17 protein-coding genes are annotated in these 20,262 nt (G+C 75.3%); 11 read left to right on the forward strand and 6 right to left on the reverse strand.

Annotation, left to right across the window (positions count from 1 at the left end):
* The first annotated feature begins 39 nt into the window (after positions 1–39).
* Both BMW62_RS15625 and BMW62_RS15630 read left to right on the forward strand, forming a co-directional pair.
* Positions 40–2,877: a DEAD/DEAH box helicase gene (locus BMW62_RS15625; RefSeq protein ID WP_091932489.1), complete on the forward strand. Its 2,838-nt coding sequence runs from the start codon at positions 40–42 to the stop codon at positions 2,875–2,877.
* Between the two features lie 273 nt (positions 2,878–3,150).
* Complete coding sequence (locus BMW62_RS15630; RefSeq protein ID WP_091932490.1) at positions 3,151–3,693, forward strand: DUF4333 domain-containing protein; 543 nt, start codon at positions 3,151–3,153, stop codon at positions 3,691–3,693.
* A gap of 18 nt (positions 3,694–3,711) precedes the next feature.
* Here the strand turns inward: BMW62_RS15630 and BMW62_RS15635 are convergent, their stop codons facing one another.
* Positions 3,712–4,629 carry a 5'-3' exonuclease gene (locus tag BMW62_RS15635; protein ID WP_091932815.1) on the reverse strand — a complete coding sequence of 306 codons (918 nt, stop codon included), beginning with the start codon at positions 4,627–4,629 and terminating at the stop codon, positions 3,712–3,714.
* Between the two features lie 172 nt (positions 4,630–4,801).
* Between BMW62_RS15635 and BMW62_RS15640 the strand changes: the two genes are divergently transcribed.
* From BMW62_RS15640 to BMW62_RS15650, 3 genes are read left to right on the forward strand one after another with little or no spacing between them, the layout of a single operon-like run.
* Positions 4,802–5,917: a M24 family metallopeptidase gene (locus BMW62_RS15640; protein ID WP_091932491.1), complete on the forward strand. Its 1,116-nt coding sequence runs from the start codon at positions 4,802–4,804 to the stop codon at positions 5,915–5,917.
* Positions 5,892–6,359 (forward strand): Lrp/AsnC family transcriptional regulator, encoded by a 468-nt coding sequence (locus BMW62_RS15645; RefSeq protein WP_091932492.1) that lies wholly within the window; start codon positions 5,892–5,894, stop codon positions 6,357–6,359. The genes BMW62_RS15640 and BMW62_RS15645 overlap by 26 nt, the downstream gene beginning before the upstream one ends.
* A 40-nt stretch (positions 6,360–6,399) precedes the next feature.
* Entirely contained in the window at positions 6,400–8,535 is a 2,136-nt protein-coding gene (locus BMW62_RS15650; RefSeq protein WP_139206287.1) for an intein-containing Rv2578c family radical SAM protein, read from the forward strand.
* Positions 8,536–8,545: 10 nt separating this feature from the next.
* Here the strand turns inward: BMW62_RS15650 and BMW62_RS15655 are convergent, their stop codons facing one another.
* On the reverse strand, positions 8,546–9,391 hold the full coding sequence (locus BMW62_RS15655) for a hypothetical protein (protein ID WP_091932499.1): 846 nt from the start codon (positions 9,389–9,391) through the stop codon (positions 8,546–8,548).
* 171 nt (positions 9,392–9,562) lie between these two features.
* On the opposite strand from BMW62_RS15655, the gene BMW62_RS15660 reads away from it, so the two are divergent.
* Positions 9,563–10,732, forward strand: coding sequence for a carboxylate-amine ligase (locus tag BMW62_RS15660; protein WP_244524088.1), 1,170 nt, complete (start codon positions 9,563–9,565; stop codon positions 10,730–10,732).
* 9 nt (positions 10,733–10,741) lie between these two features.
* Positions 10,742–11,599, forward strand: a complete 858-nt coding sequence (locus tag BMW62_RS15665) for a lysophospholipid acyltransferase family protein (protein ID WP_091932511.1) — start codon at positions 10,742–10,744, stop codon at positions 11,597–11,599.
* 9 nt (positions 11,600–11,608) lie between these two features.
* Here BMW62_RS15665 and BMW62_RS15670 read toward each other — a convergent pair whose 3' ends face one another.
* Positions 11,609–12,136: a GNAT family N-acetyltransferase gene (locus BMW62_RS15670; RefSeq protein WP_091932519.1), complete on the reverse strand. Its 528-nt coding sequence runs from the start codon at positions 12,134–12,136 to the stop codon at positions 11,609–11,611.
* A gap of 119 nt (positions 12,137–12,255) precedes the next feature.
* On the opposite strand from BMW62_RS15670, the gene BMW62_RS15675 reads away from it, so the two are divergent.
* The 4 genes from BMW62_RS15675 (at position 12,256) to BMW62_RS15685 (ending at position 17,255) form a co-directional block, all read left to right on the forward strand.
* On the forward strand, positions 12,256–13,767 hold the full coding sequence (locus tag BMW62_RS15675) for an amidohydrolase (RefSeq protein ID WP_170852423.1): 1,512 nt from the start codon (positions 12,256–12,258) through the stop codon (positions 13,765–13,767).
* 510 nt (positions 13,768–14,277) lie between these two features.
* A complete protein-coding gene (gene lnt, locus BMW62_RS22985) occupies positions 14,278–15,915 on the forward strand; it encodes an apolipoprotein N-acyltransferase (RefSeq protein ID WP_244524075.1) in 1,638 nt (545 codons plus the stop codon).
* Positions 15,912–16,685 carry a polyprenol monophosphomannose synthase gene (locus BMW62_RS22990; RefSeq protein WP_211435151.1) on the forward strand — a complete coding sequence of 258 codons (774 nt, stop codon included), beginning with the start codon at positions 15,912–15,914 and terminating at the stop codon, positions 16,683–16,685. Before lnt ends, BMW62_RS22990 begins: the two co-directional genes overlap by 4 nt.
* 63 nt (positions 16,686–16,748) lie before the next feature.
* The gene (locus tag BMW62_RS15685; RefSeq protein WP_091932536.1) at positions 16,749–17,255 is read left to right on the forward strand and encodes an FxsA family protein; all 507 of its coding nucleotides are present in this window, start codon (positions 16,749–16,751) and stop codon (positions 17,253–17,255) included.
* Between the two features lie 137 nt (positions 17,256–17,392).
* Here BMW62_RS15685 and BMW62_RS15690 read toward each other — a convergent pair whose 3' ends face one another.
* From BMW62_RS15690 to BMW62_RS15700, 3 genes are all read right to left on the reverse strand, one after another.
* A complete protein-coding gene (locus tag BMW62_RS15690) occupies positions 17,393–17,737 on the reverse strand; it encodes an RNA polymerase-binding protein RbpA (RefSeq protein ID WP_091932539.1) in 345 nt (114 codons plus the stop codon).
* A gap of 191 nt (positions 17,738–17,928) precedes the next feature.
* Positions 17,929–18,666: a thymidine kinase gene (locus tag BMW62_RS15695; RefSeq protein ID WP_091932542.1), complete on the reverse strand. Its 738-nt coding sequence runs from the start codon at positions 18,664–18,666 to the stop codon at positions 17,929–17,931.
* On the reverse strand, positions 18,663–20,018 hold the full coding sequence (locus tag BMW62_RS15700) for an MFS transporter (RefSeq protein WP_091932544.1): 1,356 nt from the start codon (positions 20,016–20,018) through the stop codon (positions 18,663–18,665). Before BMW62_RS15700 ends, BMW62_RS15695 begins: the two co-directional genes overlap by 4 nt.
* Positions 20,019–20,262: the final 244 nt, after the last annotated feature.

Below are 20,262 nucleotides of genomic sequence, written 5' to 3' on the forward strand. Positions count from 1 at the left end.
CGGCGAGCCGTCGCCGGGGTGCGCGCCTAACGTGGAGGCATGTCCAGCCCCGCTGAGCGGTACGCCGCTGCCCGGCGGCGGACCTCCCACCCGACGCTGGCCGACTTCGCCGCCGAGCTGGGCTTCTCGCTGGACCCGTTCCAGGTGGAGGCGTGCGAGGCGCTGGAGGACGGCTCCGGCGTCCTGGTCTGCGCGCCGACCGGCGCCGGCAAGACCGTGGTGGGTGAGTTCGCCGTGCACAAGGCTCTCGCCGAGGGGCGCAAGGCCTTCTACACGACGCCGATCAAGGCGCTGTCGAACCAGAAGTACAACGACCTGGTCGAGCGCTACGGCGCCGACCGGGTCGGCCTGCTGACCGGCGACAACGCCGTGAACGGCGACGCCCCGGTGGTCGTGATGACCACCGAGGTGCTGCGCAACATGCTCTACGCGGAGTCGCCGGCGATCCACGGCCTCGGCTACGTGGTGATGGACGAGGTCCACTACCTCGCCGACCGCTTCCGCGGGGCCGTGTGGGAAGAGGTGATCATCCACCTGCCCCAGTCGGTCACCCTGGTCTCGCTCTCGGCGACGGTGAGCAACGCCGAGGAGTTCGGCGACTGGCTGGTCACCGTGCGCGGTCACACGACGGTGGTCGTCAGCGAGGTCCGGCCCATCCCGCTGTGGCAGCACATGCTGGTCGGCAACCGGGTGTTCGACCTGTTCTCGCTGCGGCCCGCGGCGCACGCGGGGGAGCAGGGGGAGGGGCCCCGGCCGCTGTCCACGCGGGAGCGCGGGGCCTCCGTCGTCGACCCCGAGCTGGTCCGCTTCGTGCGGGAACACGAGCGCCGGCTCGACACGTGGGGCGGCTCCGGCCGCCGGGAGGGCCACCACCGGCCCCGGTACCGGCCCCCGGCGCGGTCCGACGTCGTCGAGCGCCTCGACCGGGCGGGGCTGCTGCCGGCGATCACCTTCGTGTTCAGCCGCAACGGCTGCGACGCCGCGGTCCACCAGTGCCTGCTGAGCGGGCTGCGGCTCACCGACGAGGCCGAGCGCGCGGAGATCGCGGCGATCATCGACGAGCGCACCGGCTCGCTGCCCGAGGAGGACCTGCACGTCCTCGGCTTCTGGGAGTGGCGCGAGGGGCTGCTCGCCGGGCTGGCCGCCCACCACGCCGGCCTGGTCCCCGCCTTCAAGGAGACCGTCGAGGAGTGCTTCGTCCGCGGGCTGGTCAAGGCCGTGTTCGCCACCGAGACCCTCGCCCTGGGCATCAACATGCCGGCGCGCACCGTCGTCCTGGAGCGGCTGGTGAAGTGGAACGGCGAGGCGCACGTCGACGTCACGCCGGGGGAGTACACGCAGCTCACCGGCCGGGCCGGGCGGCGCGGCATCGACGTCGAGGGGCACGCCGTCGTCGTCTGGGCACCCGGCATGGACCCGAGCGTCGTCGCCGGGCTGGCCAGCACCCGCACCTACCCGCTGCGCTCGTCGTTCCGGCCGAGCTACAACATGGCGGTCAACCTGGTCGGCTCCTTCGGCCGCGCCCGGGCCCGCGAGCTCCTGGCCAGCTCGTTCGCGCAGTTCCAGGCCGATCGCTCGGTCGTCGGGCTGGCCCGGGCGGCCGCCCGCCACGAGCGGGACGCCGAGCAGTTCGCCGCGCAGATGCACTCCGACCGGGGCGACGTCGGCGCCTACGCGCAGCTGCGGCGGGAGATCTCCGAGCGGGAGAAGGAGCTCTCCCGGGACTCGCAGGCCAAGCGCCGGATGGAGGCCGCGGATGCGCTCGCCGCGCTGCGTCCCGGCGACGTGATCCGCGTGCCGACCGGCCGACGCCAGGGGCTGGCCGTCGTCCTCGACCCCGGCATCACCGACCTGGCCGAGCCGCGGCCGCTGGTGCTGACCGAGGACAAGTGGGCGGGCCGGCTGGGCTCGGTGGACTTCCCGATGCCGGTGCACGCGCTGGCGCGGGTGCGGGTGCCCAAGAACTTCAACCACCGCAGCCCGCACGCGCGCCGCGACCTCGCCTCGACCCTGCGCAACGCCCGGGTGGAGCACGACCTCGGTGCGCGCCGGGTGAAGAAGGGGCGCTCCGCGGCGGCGGACGACCCGGTGCTGGCCGATCTGCGGCAGGCGCTGCGCCACCACCCGGTCCACCAGCTGCCCGACCGCGAGGAGCGGGTGCGGGTGGCCGAGCGCTGGCTGCGCGCGGTGCACGAGGCGGAGTCGCTGCAGCGCACGATGGCCGAGCGCACCGGCTCGCTGACCCGCCAGTTCGACCGGACCTGCGACGTCCTCGAGGAGCTGGGCTACCTGGTGCCGGAGGCCGCGCCGCTGGTGCCGGCAGACACGGAGGTGGTGGGTGCCGTGGACGACGTGGCGGTGGTGACCGACGACGGACGGCGGCTCGCCCGCATCTGGTCGGAGGCCGACCTGCTCGTCGCCGAGTGCCTGCGCGCCGGCGTGTGGCGGGGCCTGGACCCGGCCGAGCTCGCGGCCGCGGTCTCCACGCTGGTCTTCGAGGCGCGGCGCGACACCCCGGGGCTGCCCGCGGTGCCGGCGGGCAAGGTGGGTGCCGCCATCGGCGCCATGCGCGGCATCCGCTCCCGGCTGCAGGACGTCGAGCTCGACCACGGCGTGCCCGCGGGCCGCGACCTGGACCTGGGGTTCGCCTGGGCCGCCTACCGCTGGGCCGACGGGCAGAGCCTGGACCGGGTGCTGGCCGGGGCCGAGCAGGCCGGCACGGAACTCTCCGGCGGCGACTTCGTCCGTTGGGCGCGGCAGCTGCTGGACCTCCTCGACCAGCTCGGCAAGGTCGCCGACGACCCGGTGGCGCGCACGGCGCGGGCCGCGGTGGACCGCGTGCGGCGCGGGGTCGTCGCCGTCGCCGTCGGGGGCTGACCGGCGGGTCGACGCCGGTCGCGCCGCCGGCCGGTGCGCCGGCGGGTGCGGCACAATCCGATCGGCCCGACGGGCCACCCCACCGAACCGGGAGCGACGATGACCCACCCGCCGCACGGCGACCGGCCGCAGGAGGGCCCCGGGTCCTCCGCTCAGCCCCCGTACGGGCGGCCGGGGTGGCCGCCGCCCTCCGCTCAGCCCCCGTACGGGCAGCCGCCGCAGCCGGGCCGGCAGACGCCCCACGGCGGCCCCGCGCCGCAGGAGACGCGTCCCGTGCCCTATCCCGCGCCCGCGCCGCACGGCGTGCCGGGCCACGGCGCCCCCGGTACCGGGGCCCACGGCCACGGCCCACCCGGTCACGGGACGCACGGCTACGGCCCGCCCGCGTACGGCCCGCCCGCGTACGGGCCGGCCGGTTACGGTCCCCAGGGGTACGGACCCCAGCAGTACGGCTCGCAGGGGTACGGCCCCCCGGCGTTCAGCCCGCCCGCCCGGCAGCCGTCGGGGGGAGCGCAGCGCACCGGGCTGGTGCTGCTGCTCGCCGCCGTCGTCCTCGCGGCGGTCGCCGGCGTGGCGGTCCTCGCGACGACGACCGGGCCGACCGTCCTCTCCCGCTCGGCCGTCGAGCGCGACGTGGCCGAGCAGTTCGAGCAGCGCGAGGGCGTCGCCGTCGACCTGGACTGCGACCAGGAGATGCACGTCGAGCCGGGCGCCACCTACGAGTGCAGCGGCGTCACTGCCGACGACGAGCTGGTCACCCTGCGGATCGAGATCACCGACGCCGACGACGCCCGCTACACCTGGAGCGAGCCCTGACCGGTCACTGACCCCCGCTCAGCCCAGCGCGTCGGCCGGCCAGCCCAGGGCCGCACCGAGCCGTCCGAGCGAGGACTGCAGCCCGTGCCGCTCGGCGAGCGCGGCCAGCGCCCCGGGGTCGGCGGGGGAGCGGGGCAGCGTCCCCTCCACGGCCGGCAGGTCGACGTCCCGCGCCACGGCGACCACCACCGGGGCGGCGTCGAGGTAGTCCGCGGCCGCGTGCAGCTTCTTCAGCACGGCCGCGGTCAGCGGCGGCGCGGGGACGACGGTGCGTGCCACGGCGGCCCGGATGCCGGCCAGGTCGCCGAACCCGCCGATCAGCGCCGCCGCGGTCTTGGCGCCCACGCCCGCCACGCCCGGCAGCCCGTCGCTCGGGTCGCCGCGCAGCACCGCGAAGTCCGCGTAGGCCCGGCCGGGGATGCCGTACTTCGCGGCGACGGCGGCCTCGTCCACGTACTCGAGGTCGGAGATCCCGCGCGCGGTGTAGAGCACGCGCACCCCGCGGGCGTCGTCCACGAGCTGGAAGAGGTCGCGGTCGCCGGTGACGACGTCGACCGGGCCGCGGGCGCGGGTGGCGAGCGTGCCAATCACGTCGTCGGCCTCGTAGCCGGGCGCGCCCACACGGGCGATCCCCGCCGCGGCCAGCACCTCGACCAGCACCGGCACCTGCGGGACCAGCTCGTCGGGGGTCTCCTCGCCGCCGTCGGGCGCCAGGCGGTGCGCCTTGTAGGAGGGCAGCGCCGCCACGCGGAACGCCGGTCGCCAGTCGTCGTCCCAGCAGGCGACCAGCCGGTCGGGGCCGTGGGCGGTCACCAGCCGCGCCGTCATGTCCAGGAAACCGCGGACGGCGTTGATCGGCCGGCCGTCCGGCGTGGTGACGCTCGTGGGCACGCCGTAGAAGGCCCGGAAGTACAGCGACGCGGCGTCCAGCAGCATCGTGGTCACGCCCGCGCACCCTCGGCGCCGGGTGCCGTCGTCCGCTCGTCCCTCGTGCGCTCGCCCACGTCCGCGGACGGTAGCGGTACGGCAACGATTCGGGAGCACCCCCGTCCCGCCTGGCTACTCTGCGGCGGTGGGAAACGCGCCAGAACCCGGATCCGGCCCGCTCGTGACGCTCGACCGGCTGCACGCCGCACGGGCGGTCGCCGGCGAGCTGGGGGTCGACCTGCTCGTGCTCACCCCGGGCGCCGACCTGCGCTACCTGTGCGGGTACGCCGCCCACGCGATGGAACGGTTGACCGCCCTCGCGGTGCCGCGACGCGGCGAGCCGTTCCTGGTGGTGCCGCGGCTGGAGGCGCCGATGGTCGACGCCGCCCCCGCGGGCGCGCTCGGGCTCGAGGTCCTCGCGTGGGACGAGACCGACGACGCGTTCGCCGTCCTGGCCGGTGCCGCCGTCGGCCGCCTGGGCGCCGCGCCCGGCCGCGTCGCGGTCGGCTCCCGCACCTGGGCCGAGCACGCCCTCGGTGTCCAGCGCGCGCTCCCGGACGCGGTGCTGGAGCTGGCGTCGCCGGTCGTCGACCAGCTGCGCATGGTGAAGACGCCGGCCGAGGTCGAGGAGCTGGCCCTGGCGGGCGCGGCGATCGACCGGGTGCACGCGCGCATGGGGGAGTGGCTGACCGTCGGCCGCACCGAGGCCGAGGTGGGCGCCGACGTCGCCGCGGCGATCCTGGCGGAGGGGCACGTCGCCGTCGACTTCACCATCGTGGGGTCCGGCCCGAACGGGGCCAGCCCGCACCACGAGCTCTCCGACCGCGTCGTCGAGGCCGGTGACCTCGTCGTCGTCGACATCGGTGGCGAGACCGCCACCGGCTACCGCTCCGACTGCACCCGCACCTACGTCGTCGGCGGCAGCCCGGACGCCGAGATGGCCGAGTGGTACGCCGTGCTGCACGCCGCGCAGCAGGCGGCGACCGCAGCGGTGCGCCCGGGGGTCCCCGCCGAGGAGATCGACGCCACCGCCCGCACGGTCATCGCCGACGCCGGCTGGGGCGGGTACTTCATCCACCGCACCGGGCACGGCATCGGGCTGGACACCCACGAGGCGCCCTACATCGTGGCCGGCAACCGGCTCCCGCTCGAGCCCGGCATGGCCTTCTCCGTGGAGCCCGGCATCTACCTGCCCGGCCGCCACGGCGCCCGCATCGAGGACATCGTCGTCTGCACCGACGACGGCGTCCGCGTCCTGAACAACGGTCCCCGTGGGCTCGTCGAACTCCCCGGCTGAGCCCGGCGCCGTCGACGTCGACCGGGCGCTCATGGCGGCGCTGGCGAGGGACGGGCGGGCGAGCTTCACCGATCTCGCCGAGCGGGTGGGGCTGTCGGTCTCGGCCGTGCACCAGCGGGTGCGCCGGCTCGAGCAGCGCGGCCTGATCACCGGCTACCGGGCGACGCTGGACGCCACCCAGATCGGGCTGCCGCTGACGGCGTTCGTGTCGATCACCCCGACCGACGCGCAGACCGACGACGCGCCCACGCTGCTGGCGCACCTCGACGCCATCGAGGAGTGCCACGCCGTGGCGGGGGTCGAGAGCTACATCCTCAAGGTGCGGGTGGCCTCGCCGGACGCGCTGGAGAACCTGCTCAAGGAGATCCGGTCCGCCGCGAACGTCACCACGCGCACGACGGTCGTGCTCTCGACGTCCTACGAGGCGCGGCCGCCGATCTGACCGGGTGGACACCCGTTCGAACGTGTGTTCGGATGGGGGCATGCGGTGGGACGCACAGCGGCTGGACCTCGACGAGCCCGGGGCGCTGCCCGGCATGCCCAGCATCCGGGGCCTGCTGCGCAGCGTGCAGGTGCCGGAGTTCCCGGGGCTGACCTTCCACGAGGTGCGGTCGAAGAGCGCCCTGAATCGCGTGCCGGGCGAGTCGGCGATGCCCTTCCCGTGGAGCATCAACCCCTACCGCGGCTGCTCGCATTCGTGCGTGTACTGCGTAGGGGGAGACACACTCGTATTGACGCCGGACAGCCGCCAGGTGCGCATCGCAGATCTCACGGTCGGCGACCGGATCGTCGGGACGGAGAAGCGCGGCCGGTACCGCTTCTACGTGGAGACCGAGGTGCTCGCGCACTGGTCGACGGTCAAACCGGCCTACCGTGTCACCCTCGCCGACGGCACCACCTTGGTGGCGAGCGGTGACCACCGGTTCCTCACCGGACACAGTTGGAAACATGTCACCGGCACGGGCTCGGGAATCGGCCAGCGTCCGCACCTCACCCCCAACGACGAGATGCTCGGCTTCGGCCTCACCGCCGCGACGCCCAAGGAGACCGCTGAGTACCGGCGCGGATACCTCACGGGGATGATCCGCGGGGATGCGATGCTCGGGACGTACGCGTATCGGCGGGCGAACGGACGACCGGGCCTCGCCCACCGGTTCCGGCTCGCGCTGATCGACCTCGACGCGCTCCTCCGCACCCAGGGGTATCTGGAGCAGGAGGGCATCGCCACTGCATTCTTCGCCTTCACGCCGGCGTCGGAGAGACGCCGGGCCATGCACGGAATACGCGCTTCGCGAGGTCAAGCCGTTGCTGACATTCGGGCTCTGGTGCAGTGGCCCACCGATCCGTCGGCCGAGTGGAGCCGCGGCTTCCTCGCCGGCATCTTCGATGCGGAGGGGAGCCGGAGCCAGCACATCATGCGCGTGAGCAATGCGGACGACGAGATGCTCACCCGGACCAGCGCGGCATTCGCCGCACACGGCTTCGACAGCATCCTGGAGGACCCAGGACGACCCAACCGGGTGCGCACCGTCCGTCTGCGCGGCGGACTGAAGGAGCACCTGCGGTTCATCCACCTGGTCGATCCCGCCATCCGCAGGAAGTGCCGACTGCAGGGCACCGCGATCAAGAGCACGGCCGACCTGCGGGTGGTCAGCGTGGAGGACATCGGCCTCGAGGTGCCGATGTACGACATCACCACGGGCACCGGTGACTTCATCGCCAACGGCGTGGTGAGCCACAACTGCTTCGCCCGCCGGACGCACGAGTGGCTGGAGCTCGACTCCGGCCGGGACTTCGACACGCAGGTCGTCGTGAAGACCAACCTGGTCGAGGTGCTGCGGCGGGAGCTGGCGCGGCCGTCGTGGCAGCGCGAGCACGTCGCCCTGGGCACCAACACCGACCCCTACCAGCGGGCGGAGGGCCGCTACCGGCTCATGCCCGGCGTCATCGACGCCCTCGCCCGGTCGGGCACCCCGTTCTCGGTCCTGACGAAAGGCACGCTGCTACGCCGCGACGTGCCGCTGCTGGCGGCCGCCGCCCGCGACGTGCCGGTGGGGCTGGGCGTCTCGATCGCCATCTGGGACGACGACCTCCACGCCGCGCTCGAGCCCGGCGTACCCACGCCCCGCGCGCGGCTGGACCTGGTCCGCGCCCTCGCCGACGCCGGGCTGCCCTGCGGCGTCTTCCTCGCGCCCGTGCTGCCCGGCCTCACCGACTCCCCGGAGCACCTCGACGCCGCGCTCGACGCCGTCGCCGCGGCCGGGGCGACCGGGGTGACGGTGATCCCGCTGCACCTGCGTCCGGGCGCGAGGGAGTGGTTCATGGCCTGGCTGGGCCGCGCCCACCCGGAGCTGGTGCCGCGGTACGAGCGGCTCTACGCCCGCCGGGCCTACGTGCCGGCGGAGTACCGCGCCTGGCTCACCCGGCAGGTGGCACCCCTGCTGGCCCGGCACGGGTTGGACCCGCGGTCCGGAGGTGCGGCGCGCCAGGTGGAGGTCACCGGTGTGCCGGGCGACGAGGAGGTGGGCTTCCCCAGCGGCAGCCTGCCGTCGCGCACGCCGGGTACGCCGGCCACGGGTGCGACCACCGCCCCGGCCGAGCAGCTGACCCTCCTGTGAGCCGGCGCCGTCAGCCGCCGGCCCGCGCCGACCGGGCGGCGACCCGGGCGGCACGGACGACGCCCCGGGCCCCGACCGGCGGGGCGCCGGCCGCCAGCGCCAGCCGGCGGTAGCTGTCGTACGAGAGCAGCCGGTACGCGGCGGCGAGCTCCTCCACCGCTTCCCTCCGGGACGGCGTGACCGTCGCCCGGAGGTAGCCCACGGTCGAGCGCACGTGCTTGGTGAAGGTGGCCTGCAGCGCCTGGTTGGACAGCCGTCCCCCGACGCGCGAGTCCAGGCCGGGGCCGCGGCGCAGCGCCGGCAGCACCCACGGGCTCGCGGCCAGCGCCGGGAACGCCGCCCGCGTCGCCTCCCAGGCGTGCCACGCCGTGACCGCGCCGGCCACGGCCCACTCGCCGTCGTCGGTCGTGATCAGCAGGCGGCGTGCGGTCGCCCGCACCTGGTCCCGCCGCAGGGAGCGGAACGTCCCCACCGGGGCAGGCCAGCCCAGGGCGAGCGAGCACCAGGCCACCGACCTCAGGTGCTCGGGGTCCTCGGCCCGGATGCGGGTGAGCGGGCGGAGGTCGAGCTGCGGCGGATCCGGCTCGGGCGTGACGGGCAGGGGCAGCGCCAGCCCTCCGTACCGGGCGACCTTGCTGTACAGCGCGACGGTGGCCGGCTTCCAGCCCCGCGCGGCGGCCAGCTCGTCGAGCCCCTCGGCCGCCAGCTCGTCGGGGCCCCGATCCAGCTCCAGCGCGGCGTCGGCCAGACGGCGCCACTGGTCCTCGTACCCCGGCGGTGGTCGCAACCGCGCCCAGGCGCGCGCCGGTGGCAGGGCGGGCATGTCGGGCAGCGGCTGCTGCCACGCACGAGGCATGGCCGAATACTACCGTTATCCCCAACAAACATGTTTGAAAACTTCATGGTCACTTGCCGAAATCGATGTACGGCACCCTCCGGGCGCCGCCGCAACAACACCAGGTCCACAACGTCGGCCGTCGACCCTGCGCCCGTCGACCGACCTCCGGATCATGGAGCTGTGCGGACGATGGGTGTCGAGGAAGAACTGCTGGTGGTCGACGCGGACGGCATCCCCGTCGCCCGGGCGCCGGAGGCCCTGGACGTAGCGGCGCGGCGCGGCGAGGGGGAGGACGTCCACCAGCACGACCTCGAGGAGCAGGGGAGCGACGTCGCCGTCCCGGAGACCGCCCACCTGGTGCCCGAGCTGAAGGCACAGCAGCTCGAGCTCGGGACGCCGGTGTGCACCACGCTCGCCGAGGTCGGCGCCCAGCTGCGGCACTGGCGGTCCCGGGCCGACGCGGCGGCCTCCGCCGTGGGTGCCCGCGTCGCCGCGCTCGCCACCTCACCGGTCGACGTGGCGCCGGTCCCCACGGAGGGGGAGCGGTACGGGCGGCTGCACCAGGCGTTCGGGCGGACCGCCGAGGAGGTCCTCACCTGCGGCTGCCACGTGCACGTGTCGGTGACCGACGACGAGGAAGGCGTCGCGGTGCTGAACCGCATCCGCGTCTGGTTGCCCGTGCTGACGGCGCTCAGCGCCAACTCGCCGTTCTGGCAGGGCCGGGACACCTCCTACGCGAGCTTCCGGTCGCAGGTCTGGCACCGGTGGCCCTCCGCGGGCCCCACCGGACCGTTCCGCGACGCGGGGGAGTACCACCGGCTCGTCGCGGCGGTGCTGGCGACGCGGACCGTCCTGGACGACGGGATGGTGTACTTCGACGCCCGCCTGTCCGCGAGCTGGCCCACCGTCGAGGTCCGCACCGCCGACGTGCTGCTGCGCGTCGAGGACGTCGTCACGCTCACCGGGCTGGTGCGCGGCTTGGTCGAGACCGCCGCCCGGGACGCGCGCGCCGGGGGAGCGGTCCCCGAGATGCCGGCCGAGGTGCTCCGCCTCGCCGGCTGGCGCGCCTCCCGCTCCGGGCTCGCCGGCGAGCTGGTGCACCCGCGCACCGGTCGGCCGGCTCCGGCGGCCGACGTCCTCGCCGACCTGCTGGACCACGTCCGCCCCGCACTGGCCGACGCGGGGGACGAACGGCTGGTCGGTGACGGGGTGGCCGCCCTCCTGACCCGAGGCACCGGGGCGGACCTGCAGCGGCAGGTGCACCGGGAGACCGGGGACCTCGCCGCCGTCGTCCGGGCGGCGGTCGAGGCCACCACGGGGGAGGCGACCCCCCGGGCGGCCGCCGTGACCAGCCGTTAGATTCCCGCCATGTACACCGCGAGCTGGCGCGACATCGTCCGTCCCGGGCTGTTCGGGCCCTCGCCCGACCCGCGGGACAGGCCCTACCGCACCATCATCCGGCTGGCGCTGGTGGTCTTCCGCCTGTTCCGCTTCCGGTTCGACGTCCGTGGTTCGGAGCACGTGCCGGCCACCGGCGGCGCGATCATCTGCAGCAACCACGTGAGCTTCTTCGACTTCACGTTCCTCGGTCTCGGGGCGCTCCCGCAGCACCGCCTGGTGCGGTTCATGGCGAAGTCGCCGGTGTTCGAGCACTGGTTCGCCGGCCGGTTCATGCGGGCCATGAAGCACATCCCGGTCGACCGGAAGGCGGGTTCGGCGGCGTTCGAGGCCGCCGTCCGCGCCCTCAAGGACGGCGAGGTCGTCGGCGTCTTCCCCGAGGCGACCATCAGCACCAGCTTCACGGTGAAGGACCTCAAGGCCGGGGCCGCCCGCATGGCGATCGACTCCGGGGTGCCGATCATCCCGGCCGCCGTCTGGGGCGGGCACCGCGTGGCCACGAAGAACCACAAGGTGGAGCTGCGCCGCGGGATCCCGGTGACGGTGGTCCTCGGCGAGCCGATCCTGGCCGAACCCGGCGAGCAGATCGCCGCGGTGCTGGGCCGCACCCGCGCCGCCATGGAGACGCTGCTCGACGAGGCGCAGCGCAGCTACCCCGACCGGCCCGCCGGGAACGACGACCGCTGGTGGCTCCCTGCCCACCTCGGGGGGACGGCGCCGACGCCGTCGGCGGCGGCCGCTGCCGACACGGTCCGCGCCGCCGGCCGTGAGATCAAGCAGAAGAAGAAGTCGCCGCTCGCCCGGCTCACCGGGCTGCTCCGCCGCTGACCGGCCGGCTCACTCCACCACCACCGGCGCCATGAGACGGAACGCCTCCAGCTCGACGTCGTACCAACGGCGCAGCCGCCCCAGCGACGTCATGCCCAGGCGCCGGCACACCGCGATCGACGGATCGTTGCCGGGCCGGACGACGGCGTACACCTCGGGGAGCCCGAGCGCGAAGGCGCGGTCGATGACCGCCCGGGCGGCCTCGGTGGCGTAGCCGTGCCCCCACGAGTCGGGGTGCAGGTGCCAGCCCACCTCCACCTCGCCCACGCCGTCGGGCAGCGGCTTGAGCAGCACCGTGCCCGCCGGGACGCCGTCGGGCCGCTCGATCGCCCAGCACAGGAACCGCTCGTCCCGCCGGTGCACCTCCGCCCAGCGCTCGACGAGCTCCGCCGGCGGGACCGACGGCGTCCCGCCCAGCCAGCGGGTGACCTCGTCCCGGCCGTAGAGGTCGCACAGCCGGGCGAGGTCCGCCGGGCCCGTGGTCCACGGGCGCAGGCGCAGCCGCCCGGCCCGCAGTTCCGCCCCCTCGCCACCCATCGCTCCTGCCTACCGCCGGCCGGCGCACCCGGCCACCCGGATCCCGCCGGACGCGGCCGTGGTCTCCTACTCGCCGGCCCGCCGTCCTGGCAGGCGGCGGGGAGACGAGGAGGACCGACGTGAGCCTGTTGCTCACCGACGTGCGGGTGGGTGACCGGCCCGGCCGTGCGGTGCACGTCGTGGACGGGCGGATCGCCTGGACCGGCGCGGCGGCGGACGCGCCGCGAGCGGACCGGGTGGTCGCGGGGGAGGGGGCGCTGCTCAGCCCCGCGTTCGTGGACGCGCACGTGCACGCGACGGCTACCGGCCTCGCCCTGACCGGTCTCGACCTCCACTCGAGCCTGAGCCTTGCGCAGGCGATGGCCGCCCTGCGCGACCACGTCGCGGCGGCCCCCGCGGGCATCGTCCTGGGCACCGGGTGGGACGAGACCGGGTGGCCCGAGGGTCGAGGGCCCACGCGCACCGACGTCGACGCCGTGGCCGCCGGCCGGCCCGTCTACCTGGCCCGCGTCGACGTGCACTCGGCCACGGTCTCCACCGCGTTGCTCGACCTGGTCCCGGGCATCGCCGCGCTGCCCGGCTTCTCGCCCGACGGGCGGCTGCGCCTGGACGCGCACCACGCCGCCCGCCAGGCCGCCTACGGGGCGGTCGGGGCTGCGCAGCGGGCCGCGGCGCAGCAGGCCACGCGCCGGACCGCCGCCGCCCTGGGGATCGGCAGCCTGCACGAGATGGCCGGCCCGGAGGTCTCCTCGGCCGACGACCTCCGCGAGCTGCTGGCCCTGGCCGCCGAGGTCCCGGGGCCCCGCGTCGTGGGGTACTGGGGCGAGCTGTCCGAGCGCGGGGGGCTGGACCTCGTGCGCGAGCTCGGCCTCGCGGGTGCCGGGGGCGACCTGTTCTGCGACGGCGCCCTCGGCTCGCACACCGCCGCGCTGAGCGCTCCCTACAGCGACCGGCCCGACACCTCCGGCGCGCTGCGGTTCGACTCGGCCGCGCTCGTCGAGCACGTGCGCGCCTGCACCGTGGCGGGGATCCAGGCCGGCTTCCACGTCATCGGTGACGCCGCCGTCGAGCAGGTCCTGGACGCCGTGGGCGTGGTCGTCACGGAGCTGGGGCTCGCCGCCGTCCGGGCCTGCCGCCACCGGCTCGAGCACCTGGAGATGCCCTCAGCGGCGGTCATCGGGCGGATGCGGGCGTGGCGGATGGTCGCCAGCGTGCAGCCGGCCTTCGACGCGGCGTGGGGCGGGGACGCGGGGATGTACGCCGAACGGCTCGGCGTCGAGCGGGCGCTGGCCACCAACCCGCTGGCCGACCTCGCCGACGCCGAGGTCGTCCTGGCCCTGGGGAGCGATGCGCCGGTCACCCCGCTGGACCCCTGGGGTGCGGTGCACGCCGCCGTCGACCACCGGAACCGGGAGTCCGGGCTGCGGCCCTTCGACGCCTTCGACGCCGCCACGCACGGCGGCTGGGTCGCCGTCCGGGCCGAGCACCCGGCCGGGCCGCTGGCCGTGGGGGCGCCGGCGGACCTCGCCCTGTGGGCCACCGACCAGGGGCTGTCCGACGTGCTGGCGGCGCGCGCCCGACCGGGGTGCGCAGGGCTGGTCGTCGACGGGCAGGTGCTGGAGGCGCCATGAGGACACGCGACGATCAGTAACGATCCGATCACACTGCGACCCGGAGGTGCTCAGGGTCTCGAAACGCGGCCCCGCACTTCTTACAGTCCCTGCAGTTCCTGACCGGGAGCACCGCACGCACGTCCCCCGGCAGGCGCGTCCGTCCTCACGGCCGGCGCTCCCTCCCGGGGCGCACCCGGGCCGCCGAGGGCGGGCGGGCCGGCCGGAGACCGCGGGCGGGTACCCCGGCGGAGCCCGCGTGGACCCGCGCCATCAGACAACGGTCGCGCCGCTCGCACCCAGCGACCGGCCGTCCGGCCCGAAGGTGCGCCGTCCGCGGGGGGCTACCGCCGGCGCGTCCGGGAAAGGGGTCCGGCGGCTCGGAGGGGTGGTGCGGCGACAGCCGCGCTCGCCTGCGCCGCCGGGATGGGATGCTGGGTCGGGACCGCGTGGACACCGCGGTCCGGACCCCGCCCGAACGGTGCGGGGAGGTCCCGCCCGCGCAGGGCGGCTGCACCGGGGAGGCGCTGGGTGCCCGCAGGCGTTGGCGGGCCGGGGACCGGGACGCTCCCGCGGACGGCCGGCCACGGTGGTGCCGGTCCGGCCGCGCCGCCGTCGACCGGACGCGGCCCCCGCTGGTCCCGTGCACCGTGGCGCACCCTCCTGGCCGCCGCCGGCGGGCTGGCCATGTTCCTCGCTTTCCCGGGGTACGACCTGGTCGCGCTGGCCGTGCTGGGCCCGGCCGCCCTGGCCGTCGCCGTCCACGGCTGCCGCGTGCGCGCGGGTCTCTGGCTCGGCCTCGTCACCGGCCTCACGTTCTTCGTGCCGCTGCTGTCCTGGACCGGCATCTACGTCGGGGCCTTCCCGTGGCTGGCGCTCGCCGTCAGCCAGGCGCTGTACCTGGCCGCCCTGGGCGGGCTCACCGCGCTCACGTCCCGGCTCCCCGCCTGGCCGCTGTGGGCGGCCGCCCTGTGGGTGGCCGTCGAGGCCGTGCGCGGGCGGTTCCCCTTCGGGGGCTTCCCGTGGGGGCGGCTCGGCTTCTCCCAGACCGAGGGGCCGCTGCTGGCGTTCGCCGCGTACGGCGGGGTCCCGCTGGTCGGGTTCGCCGTCGCCCTCACCGGCACCCTGCTGGCCGCCGCGCTGCTGGCCGCCGTCTCCGCACGCACCCGCGCCCGCAGGTTGCGCAGGACCTCGGCCGCGCTGGCCGGGGCGCTGGCCGTGCCGCTCGTCGGCGCGCTGGCCTGGCTACCGCTGCCGGGGGAGTCCCTCACCGCGGGCGGTCCGACCACCACCGTCGCCGTCATCCAGGGCGACGTGCCGCGCGCCGGCCTGGACTTCAACGCCCAGCGCCGGGCGGTGCTGGACAACCACGTCCAGCAGACGCTGGAGCTCGCCGACGAGGTGGCGGCGGGCCGGCAGCCGCGCCCGGACGTCGTCCTGTGGCCGGAGAACAGCTCGGACATCGATCCCTACCGCAACGCCGACGCCGCGGCGCAGATCCAGCGGGCGGCCGAGGCAGTCGGCGCGCCGGTGCTGGTCGGCGCGGTCGTCGGCGGACCGGGCGAGTTCATCAGCAACACCGCGATCGTCTGGTCCCCGGAGGAAGGGCCCGGGCAGACCTACGTGAAGCGCCACCCGGTGCCCTTCGCCGAGTACGTGCCCGCCCGCGACTTCTTCCGGCTCTTCAGCGAGAAGGTCGACCTCGTGCGCCGCGACTTCGCCGCGGGCGACGAGGTCGGGGTGCTCGACGTGGCCGGGATCCGCCTCGGGGACCTGATCTGCTTCGAGGTGGTCTACGACGGCCTCGTGCGCGACGTGGTCGACGGCGGCGCCGGCATGCTCGTCGTCCAGACCAACAACGCCACCTTCGGCCACACCCACGAGAGCGCCCAGCAGCTGGCGATGAGCCGGGTGCGCGCGGTCGAGTTCGGGCGCACCGTCGCCGTGGCCGCCACCAGCGGCATCTCGGCCGTGGTGGCCCCGGACGGCACCGTCGTCCGCTCCTCCGAGCTCTTCGAGCCGGCGGTGTTCGTGGAGGAGATCGCCCAGCGCGACGACCGCACGATCGCCCAGCGCCTCGGCGTGGTGCCGGAGGCGCTGCTCACCGCCCTCGGCCTCGGTGCGGTGCTGCAGGCGGTCCTCCGGCGGCGCAGGGCGACCCGGGCGTGACCGGGCGCGTCCTGGTGGTCATCCCCACCTACAACGAGGCCGAGAACCTGGCCCGGGTCCTGGACCGCCTGCACGCCAGCGTCCCAGCGGCGCACGCCCTGGTGGTCGACGACGGCTCGCCCGACGGCACCGGCGCGATCGCCGACGAGCGGGCTGCCGCGGACCCGCGCGTCCACGTGCTGCACCGCAGCGCGAAGGCCGGGCTCGGCCGCGCCTACGTGGCCGGCTTCCGCTGGGCCCGCGAACACGGCTACGACGTGCTGGTCGAGATGGACGCCGACGGATCGCACCCCCCCGAGCAGCTGCCCGACCTGCTCGCCGCCCTGGCCGACGCCGACCTGGTCCTGGGCTCGCGCTACGTCGACGGCGGCCGGGTCGAGGACTGGCCGGCGCACCGGCTGCTGCTGTCGCGCGTGGGCAACCGCTACACGCGCTGGGTGCTGCGGCTGCCGCTGCGCGACGCGACCAGCGGTTTTCGGGCCGCCCGGGCCGAGCTGATCGACCGGCTGCCCTTCGACGAGGTGGCCAGCGAGGGGTACTGCTTCCAGGTCGACTGGGCCTGGCGGGCGCTCCGGGCGGGGGCCCGCGTCACCGAGGTGCCCATCACGTTCACCGAACGCGCGTTCGGCCGGAGCAAGATGAGCGGCTCGATCGTTGGAGAGGCGTGGGCCCGCGTGACCGTGTGGGGCGTGCAGGACCGGCTGGCCGACTGGCTGCCGGGCCGAGCGCGCCCGCCGGTGACCCGCCCGGCCGACCCGGCCGGGCGGTAGCGCCCCGCCCGGCCCCGGCCGGCGGGGGAGCGGCGAAGCGACGACCGAGAGGAAGGAGGCGACGTGGCTGACGTGGTGCGTCGGAGACTGCGCACGGTGGTGGGGCTGACCGCGCTGGCGGAGCTGGTGGTCTTCGTCCTGGTCGCCGCCTGGATCGGCCTCGGGTGGACGATCGTCGCCACCCTGGTCACCAGCGTGCTGGGCTGGGTGCTGCTGGCCAGCCAGGGGCGGCGCACGCTGGCCGACCTGCGGCAGCGGGCGCGCTCGCGCGAGGCCGCAGGCCGCGAGCTCGGGAACGCCGGGCTCGTCGCCGTCGGCGGGCTGCTCATGGTCCTGCCGGGATTCCTCGGCGACCTCATCGGGCTGCTGTGCCTGCTGCCGGGCACGCGCGGCCTGGTGCGCGGCGCGCTCCGGCGGGTGGTCCTCGCCCGGCTGCCCGAGCACCTGCGCGGACCGGTGCGGGTCGGCAGCACCCGCACCGCGCCGGTGGACGCGACCGATGCCTACCGGCCCGCCGAGCCGCTCGTCATCGAGGGCGAGGTGCTCCGGGACCCCGACCGGCGGCCCTGAGCGAACCACCGCCCCGGGGAGTACCGCAGGCCGGTGCGCCGGGCCCCGCACCCACGGACGAGCGACGGCCCCGGTGGATCTCTCCACCGGGGCCGTCCGGAAGACGGTGGTACCCGCCTTGGGAGGCGGGTCCGACGTCAGCTGGCGCGCGTCCGCCGACCGCGGAGCACCTCGAGGCGCTCGGCGAGGACCTCCTCGAGGTCCTCGACGCTGCGCCGCTCGAGCAGCATGTCCCAGTGCGTGCGCGGGGGCTTCACCTTCTTGGGCGCCGGCTCGCTGCCACCGACCAGCTTCGCCGCGGAGCCGTCGAACTTGCACTCCCAGGTGTCGGGGAGCTCCGCGTCGTCGGCGAAGGGCACCGTGAACAGGTGGCCCGAGGGACACCGGTACTCGGCGTACTGCCGCTCGATGGGCGCGGTGTTCCGCTCGGTCTCGTAGCTGACGCTGCCCAGTCGGCTGCCGCGCAGGGAACGCTCACCCATGGCACACCGTCCTCTCGTGCTCGTGTCGGTCGGGACTCGACGTCCGATGGCCAAGGCAGTACCCAGGCAACCGGGGAGTCAGAGAGATGAACGACGGAAAAGGCGGAGAGATTCCGCCGAATCGGCTGCTCATCATCGCATGGGGTGGGATCTGCGCCGTGGCCGCCCCCCGCACGGGTGAGGAGCGCCGCTCAGGGCAGGGCCAGCTGCCCCGGCCCGGCCGCGGTGGGGCCCAGTTCGCCGCGCACGAAGTGCCGCCGGCAGAGCACTTGGTACCGGACGCCGAGGGCGCCGGCACCCTCGCCGGGGAGCGCCGCGGGGGCGGTGTCGGCCACGACGACGGTCGCACCGGAGCGGACCACGACCCCGCCGACGACACGTGCGTTGAGCTGCCCGGGCAGGCCGCACCAGCAGAGCACCTCCACCTGGATGCGCTGCACGTCGTCGGCGAGCTCCAGCAGCCGCTGGGTGCCGGGGAACAGCCGGGTGCGGAAGTCGGTCGTCAGCCCGAAGGCGTAGACGTCGACGTGCGACTCGTCGACGAGCTCGGCCAGCTGGTCCACCTGTGCGGGGGAGAGGAACTGCGCCTCGTCCACGATGAGGTAGTCGACGCGGTGGCCGTCGGCCCAGCGGTCGCGCACCAGCAGCCGCAGGTCGGTGGCGGCGTCGATCTCGACCGCCGCCCTGCCGAGCCCCACGCGGGAGGTGATCCGCGGCGACGCGGAGCGGTCCCCCTGGGTGACCAGCAGCCCGTGCCGGCCCTGCCGGCTGTGGTTGTGGTCCACCTGCAGCGCGAGGGTGGACTTCCCGCAGTCCATCGGCCCGTGGAAGAACCGCAGGTGCGCCGGTGCCGGGTGCCGGCGCCGGTCGCCGGAGGCGGGGACCGCGCTCGGCAGCGGGGGAGCGGCGCCCGTGGGGGAGGAGGTCACAGCTTCTCCGGCGGGGTGTTGCCTGCGGCGAGGACGGCGCGGCGCATCGGTAGTGCCGCGAGCGCGACGAAGCCGCCCACGAAGAAGACCACCAGGCTGACGATCGCCAGCCGGTAGGACCCGGTGAGCTGGTAGGTGAGCCCGAAGGCGAGCGGGCCCAGCCAGCTGGTGCCGCGGTCGCTGATCTCGTAGAAGCCGTAGTACTCGGCCTCCTTGCCCGCCGGGATCAGCTGGCTGAACAGCGAGCGGGAGAGCGCCTGGGTGCCGCCCTGGACCAGGCCGATGACGGCGGCCAGCGCGTAGAACTGCGCGACCGCGCCCGACTGCAGGGAGAAGGCGGCCAGCAGGACGCCGATCCAGGCCACCAGCGCGCCCAGGACGACCCGCTTGGCCCCGTAGCGGCCCGCCATCCGCCCGAGCCCCAGCGCGCCGAAGATCGCGACGACCTGCACCATCAGGATCGCGCCGGTGAGCACGTCCTGGGCCAGGTCGAGCTCCTCGGTGGCGTACGTGGCCGACAGCGAGATCACCGTCTGCACGCCGTCGTTGAAGAGCAGGTAGGCGCCGAGGAACCACAGCGTCAGCGGGAAGGCGCGCATCTCGCGGAAGGTGGTGGCCAGCTGCCGGAAGCTGCTGCCCGACCGCACCGCGGAGGCGGCCACCGGCCGGTTGCGCAACCGGGACACCGAGAACAGGGTGAAGGCGCCCCACCACAGGCCGGCGGTGGCCAAGGCGATGCGTACCGCCTCGCCGGTCGTCAGCCCGAGGTCCTCGGCCGCCACGACCAGCCCCAGGTGGACGGCGAGCAGCAGTGCCCCGCCGACGTACCCGAACGCCCAGCCCCGGCTGGAGACCTTGTCGCGCTCGTCCGGTCCGGCCAGGTCCGGCAACCACGAGTAGTAGACGACGGTGGCCGCCCCGAAGCTGATGTTGGCCAGGACGAACAGGAGTGCGCCCATCAGCCACCGGCCGTCGCCGGCGAAGAACAGGGCGGTCGTGGCCAGCGCGCCGAGGATCGCGAAGCCGGCGAGCATCTCCCGCTTGCGACCGGTGCGGTCGGCGACGGCACCGGTCAGCGGCAGCACCAGCACCTGCAGCACGACCGAGGCGGACAGGACGTAGGAGAACCAGCTTCCGGCCGCGATCGACAGGCCGAGGAACGACAGCCGCTCGTCCGGACCGGCGGCGTCGCGCGCGATCGCGGTCAGGTAGGGGCCGAGGAAGACGGTCGTCACCGAGGTGTTGAAGACCGACATCGCCCAGTCGTAGGAGTACCAGCCGAAGCGCTCGCGCGAGAGCGCGCGGTCGGCCGGCGGCACCGACGGGTCGGCGGCGGGGACGGCGGTGGTCACCGCGGCAGGCTCCCAGGCAGGTGGGCCCCGGTCCAGCACCGGCCCTGAGCGGCCACGGGGTGTCCGCCGGGACGACGCCTTCCGGGCACGCGCCGGCTGTGGCTCCGCTGCCGGAGGCACCGGCCCGCAGGGGCGGGCACCTGGTCGGCGCGCAGTCGCTCTCTGCCCCGCTGAGCGGGGCAGAGAGCGACTGCCTTCGAAGGGGAACCCCTCGAAGAGAGATCAGCGGCCGGCGCCCCCGGCG

It is taken from the genome of Blastococcus sp. DSM 46786 (assembly GCF_900109665.1).
Classification (GTDB): Bacteria; Actinomycetota; Actinomycetes; order Mycobacteriales; family Geodermatophilaceae; genus Blastococcus; species Blastococcus carthaginiensis.

Excerpts from the sequence above, each read along its gene's own strand:
- BMW62_RS15625 (WP_091932489.1), top strand. The coding sequence starts at position 40 with ATGTCCAGCCCCGCTGAGCGGTACGCCGCTGCCCGGCGGCGGACCTCC.
- BMW62_RS15635 (WP_091932815.1), bottom strand. The coding sequence starts at position 4,629 with ATGCTGCTGGACGCCGCGTCGCTGTACTTCCGGGCCTTCTACGGCGTG.
- BMW62_RS15650 (WP_139206287.1), top strand. The coding sequence starts at position 6,400 with ATGCGGTGGGACGCACAGCGGCTGGACCTCGACGAGCCCGGGGCGCTG.
- BMW62_RS15655 (WP_091932499.1), bottom strand. The coding sequence starts at position 9,391 with ATGCCTCGTGCGTGGCAGCAGCCGCTGCCCGACATGCCCGCCCTGCCA.
- BMW62_RS15660 (WP_244524088.1), top strand. The coding sequence starts at position 9,563 with ATGGGTGTCGAGGAAGAACTGCTGGTGGTCGACGCGGACGGCATCCCC.
- BMW62_RS15665 (WP_091932511.1), top strand. The coding sequence starts at position 10,742 with ATGTACACCGCGAGCTGGCGCGACATCGTCCGTCCCGGGCTGTTCGGG.
- BMW62_RS15670 (WP_091932519.1), bottom strand. The coding sequence starts at position 12,136 with ATGGGTGGCGAGGGGGCGGAACTGCGGGCCGGGCGGCTGCGCCTGCGC.
- BMW62_RS15690 (WP_091932539.1), bottom strand. The coding sequence starts at position 17,737 with ATGGGTGAGCGTTCCCTGCGCGGCAGCCGACTGGGCAGCGTCAGCTAC.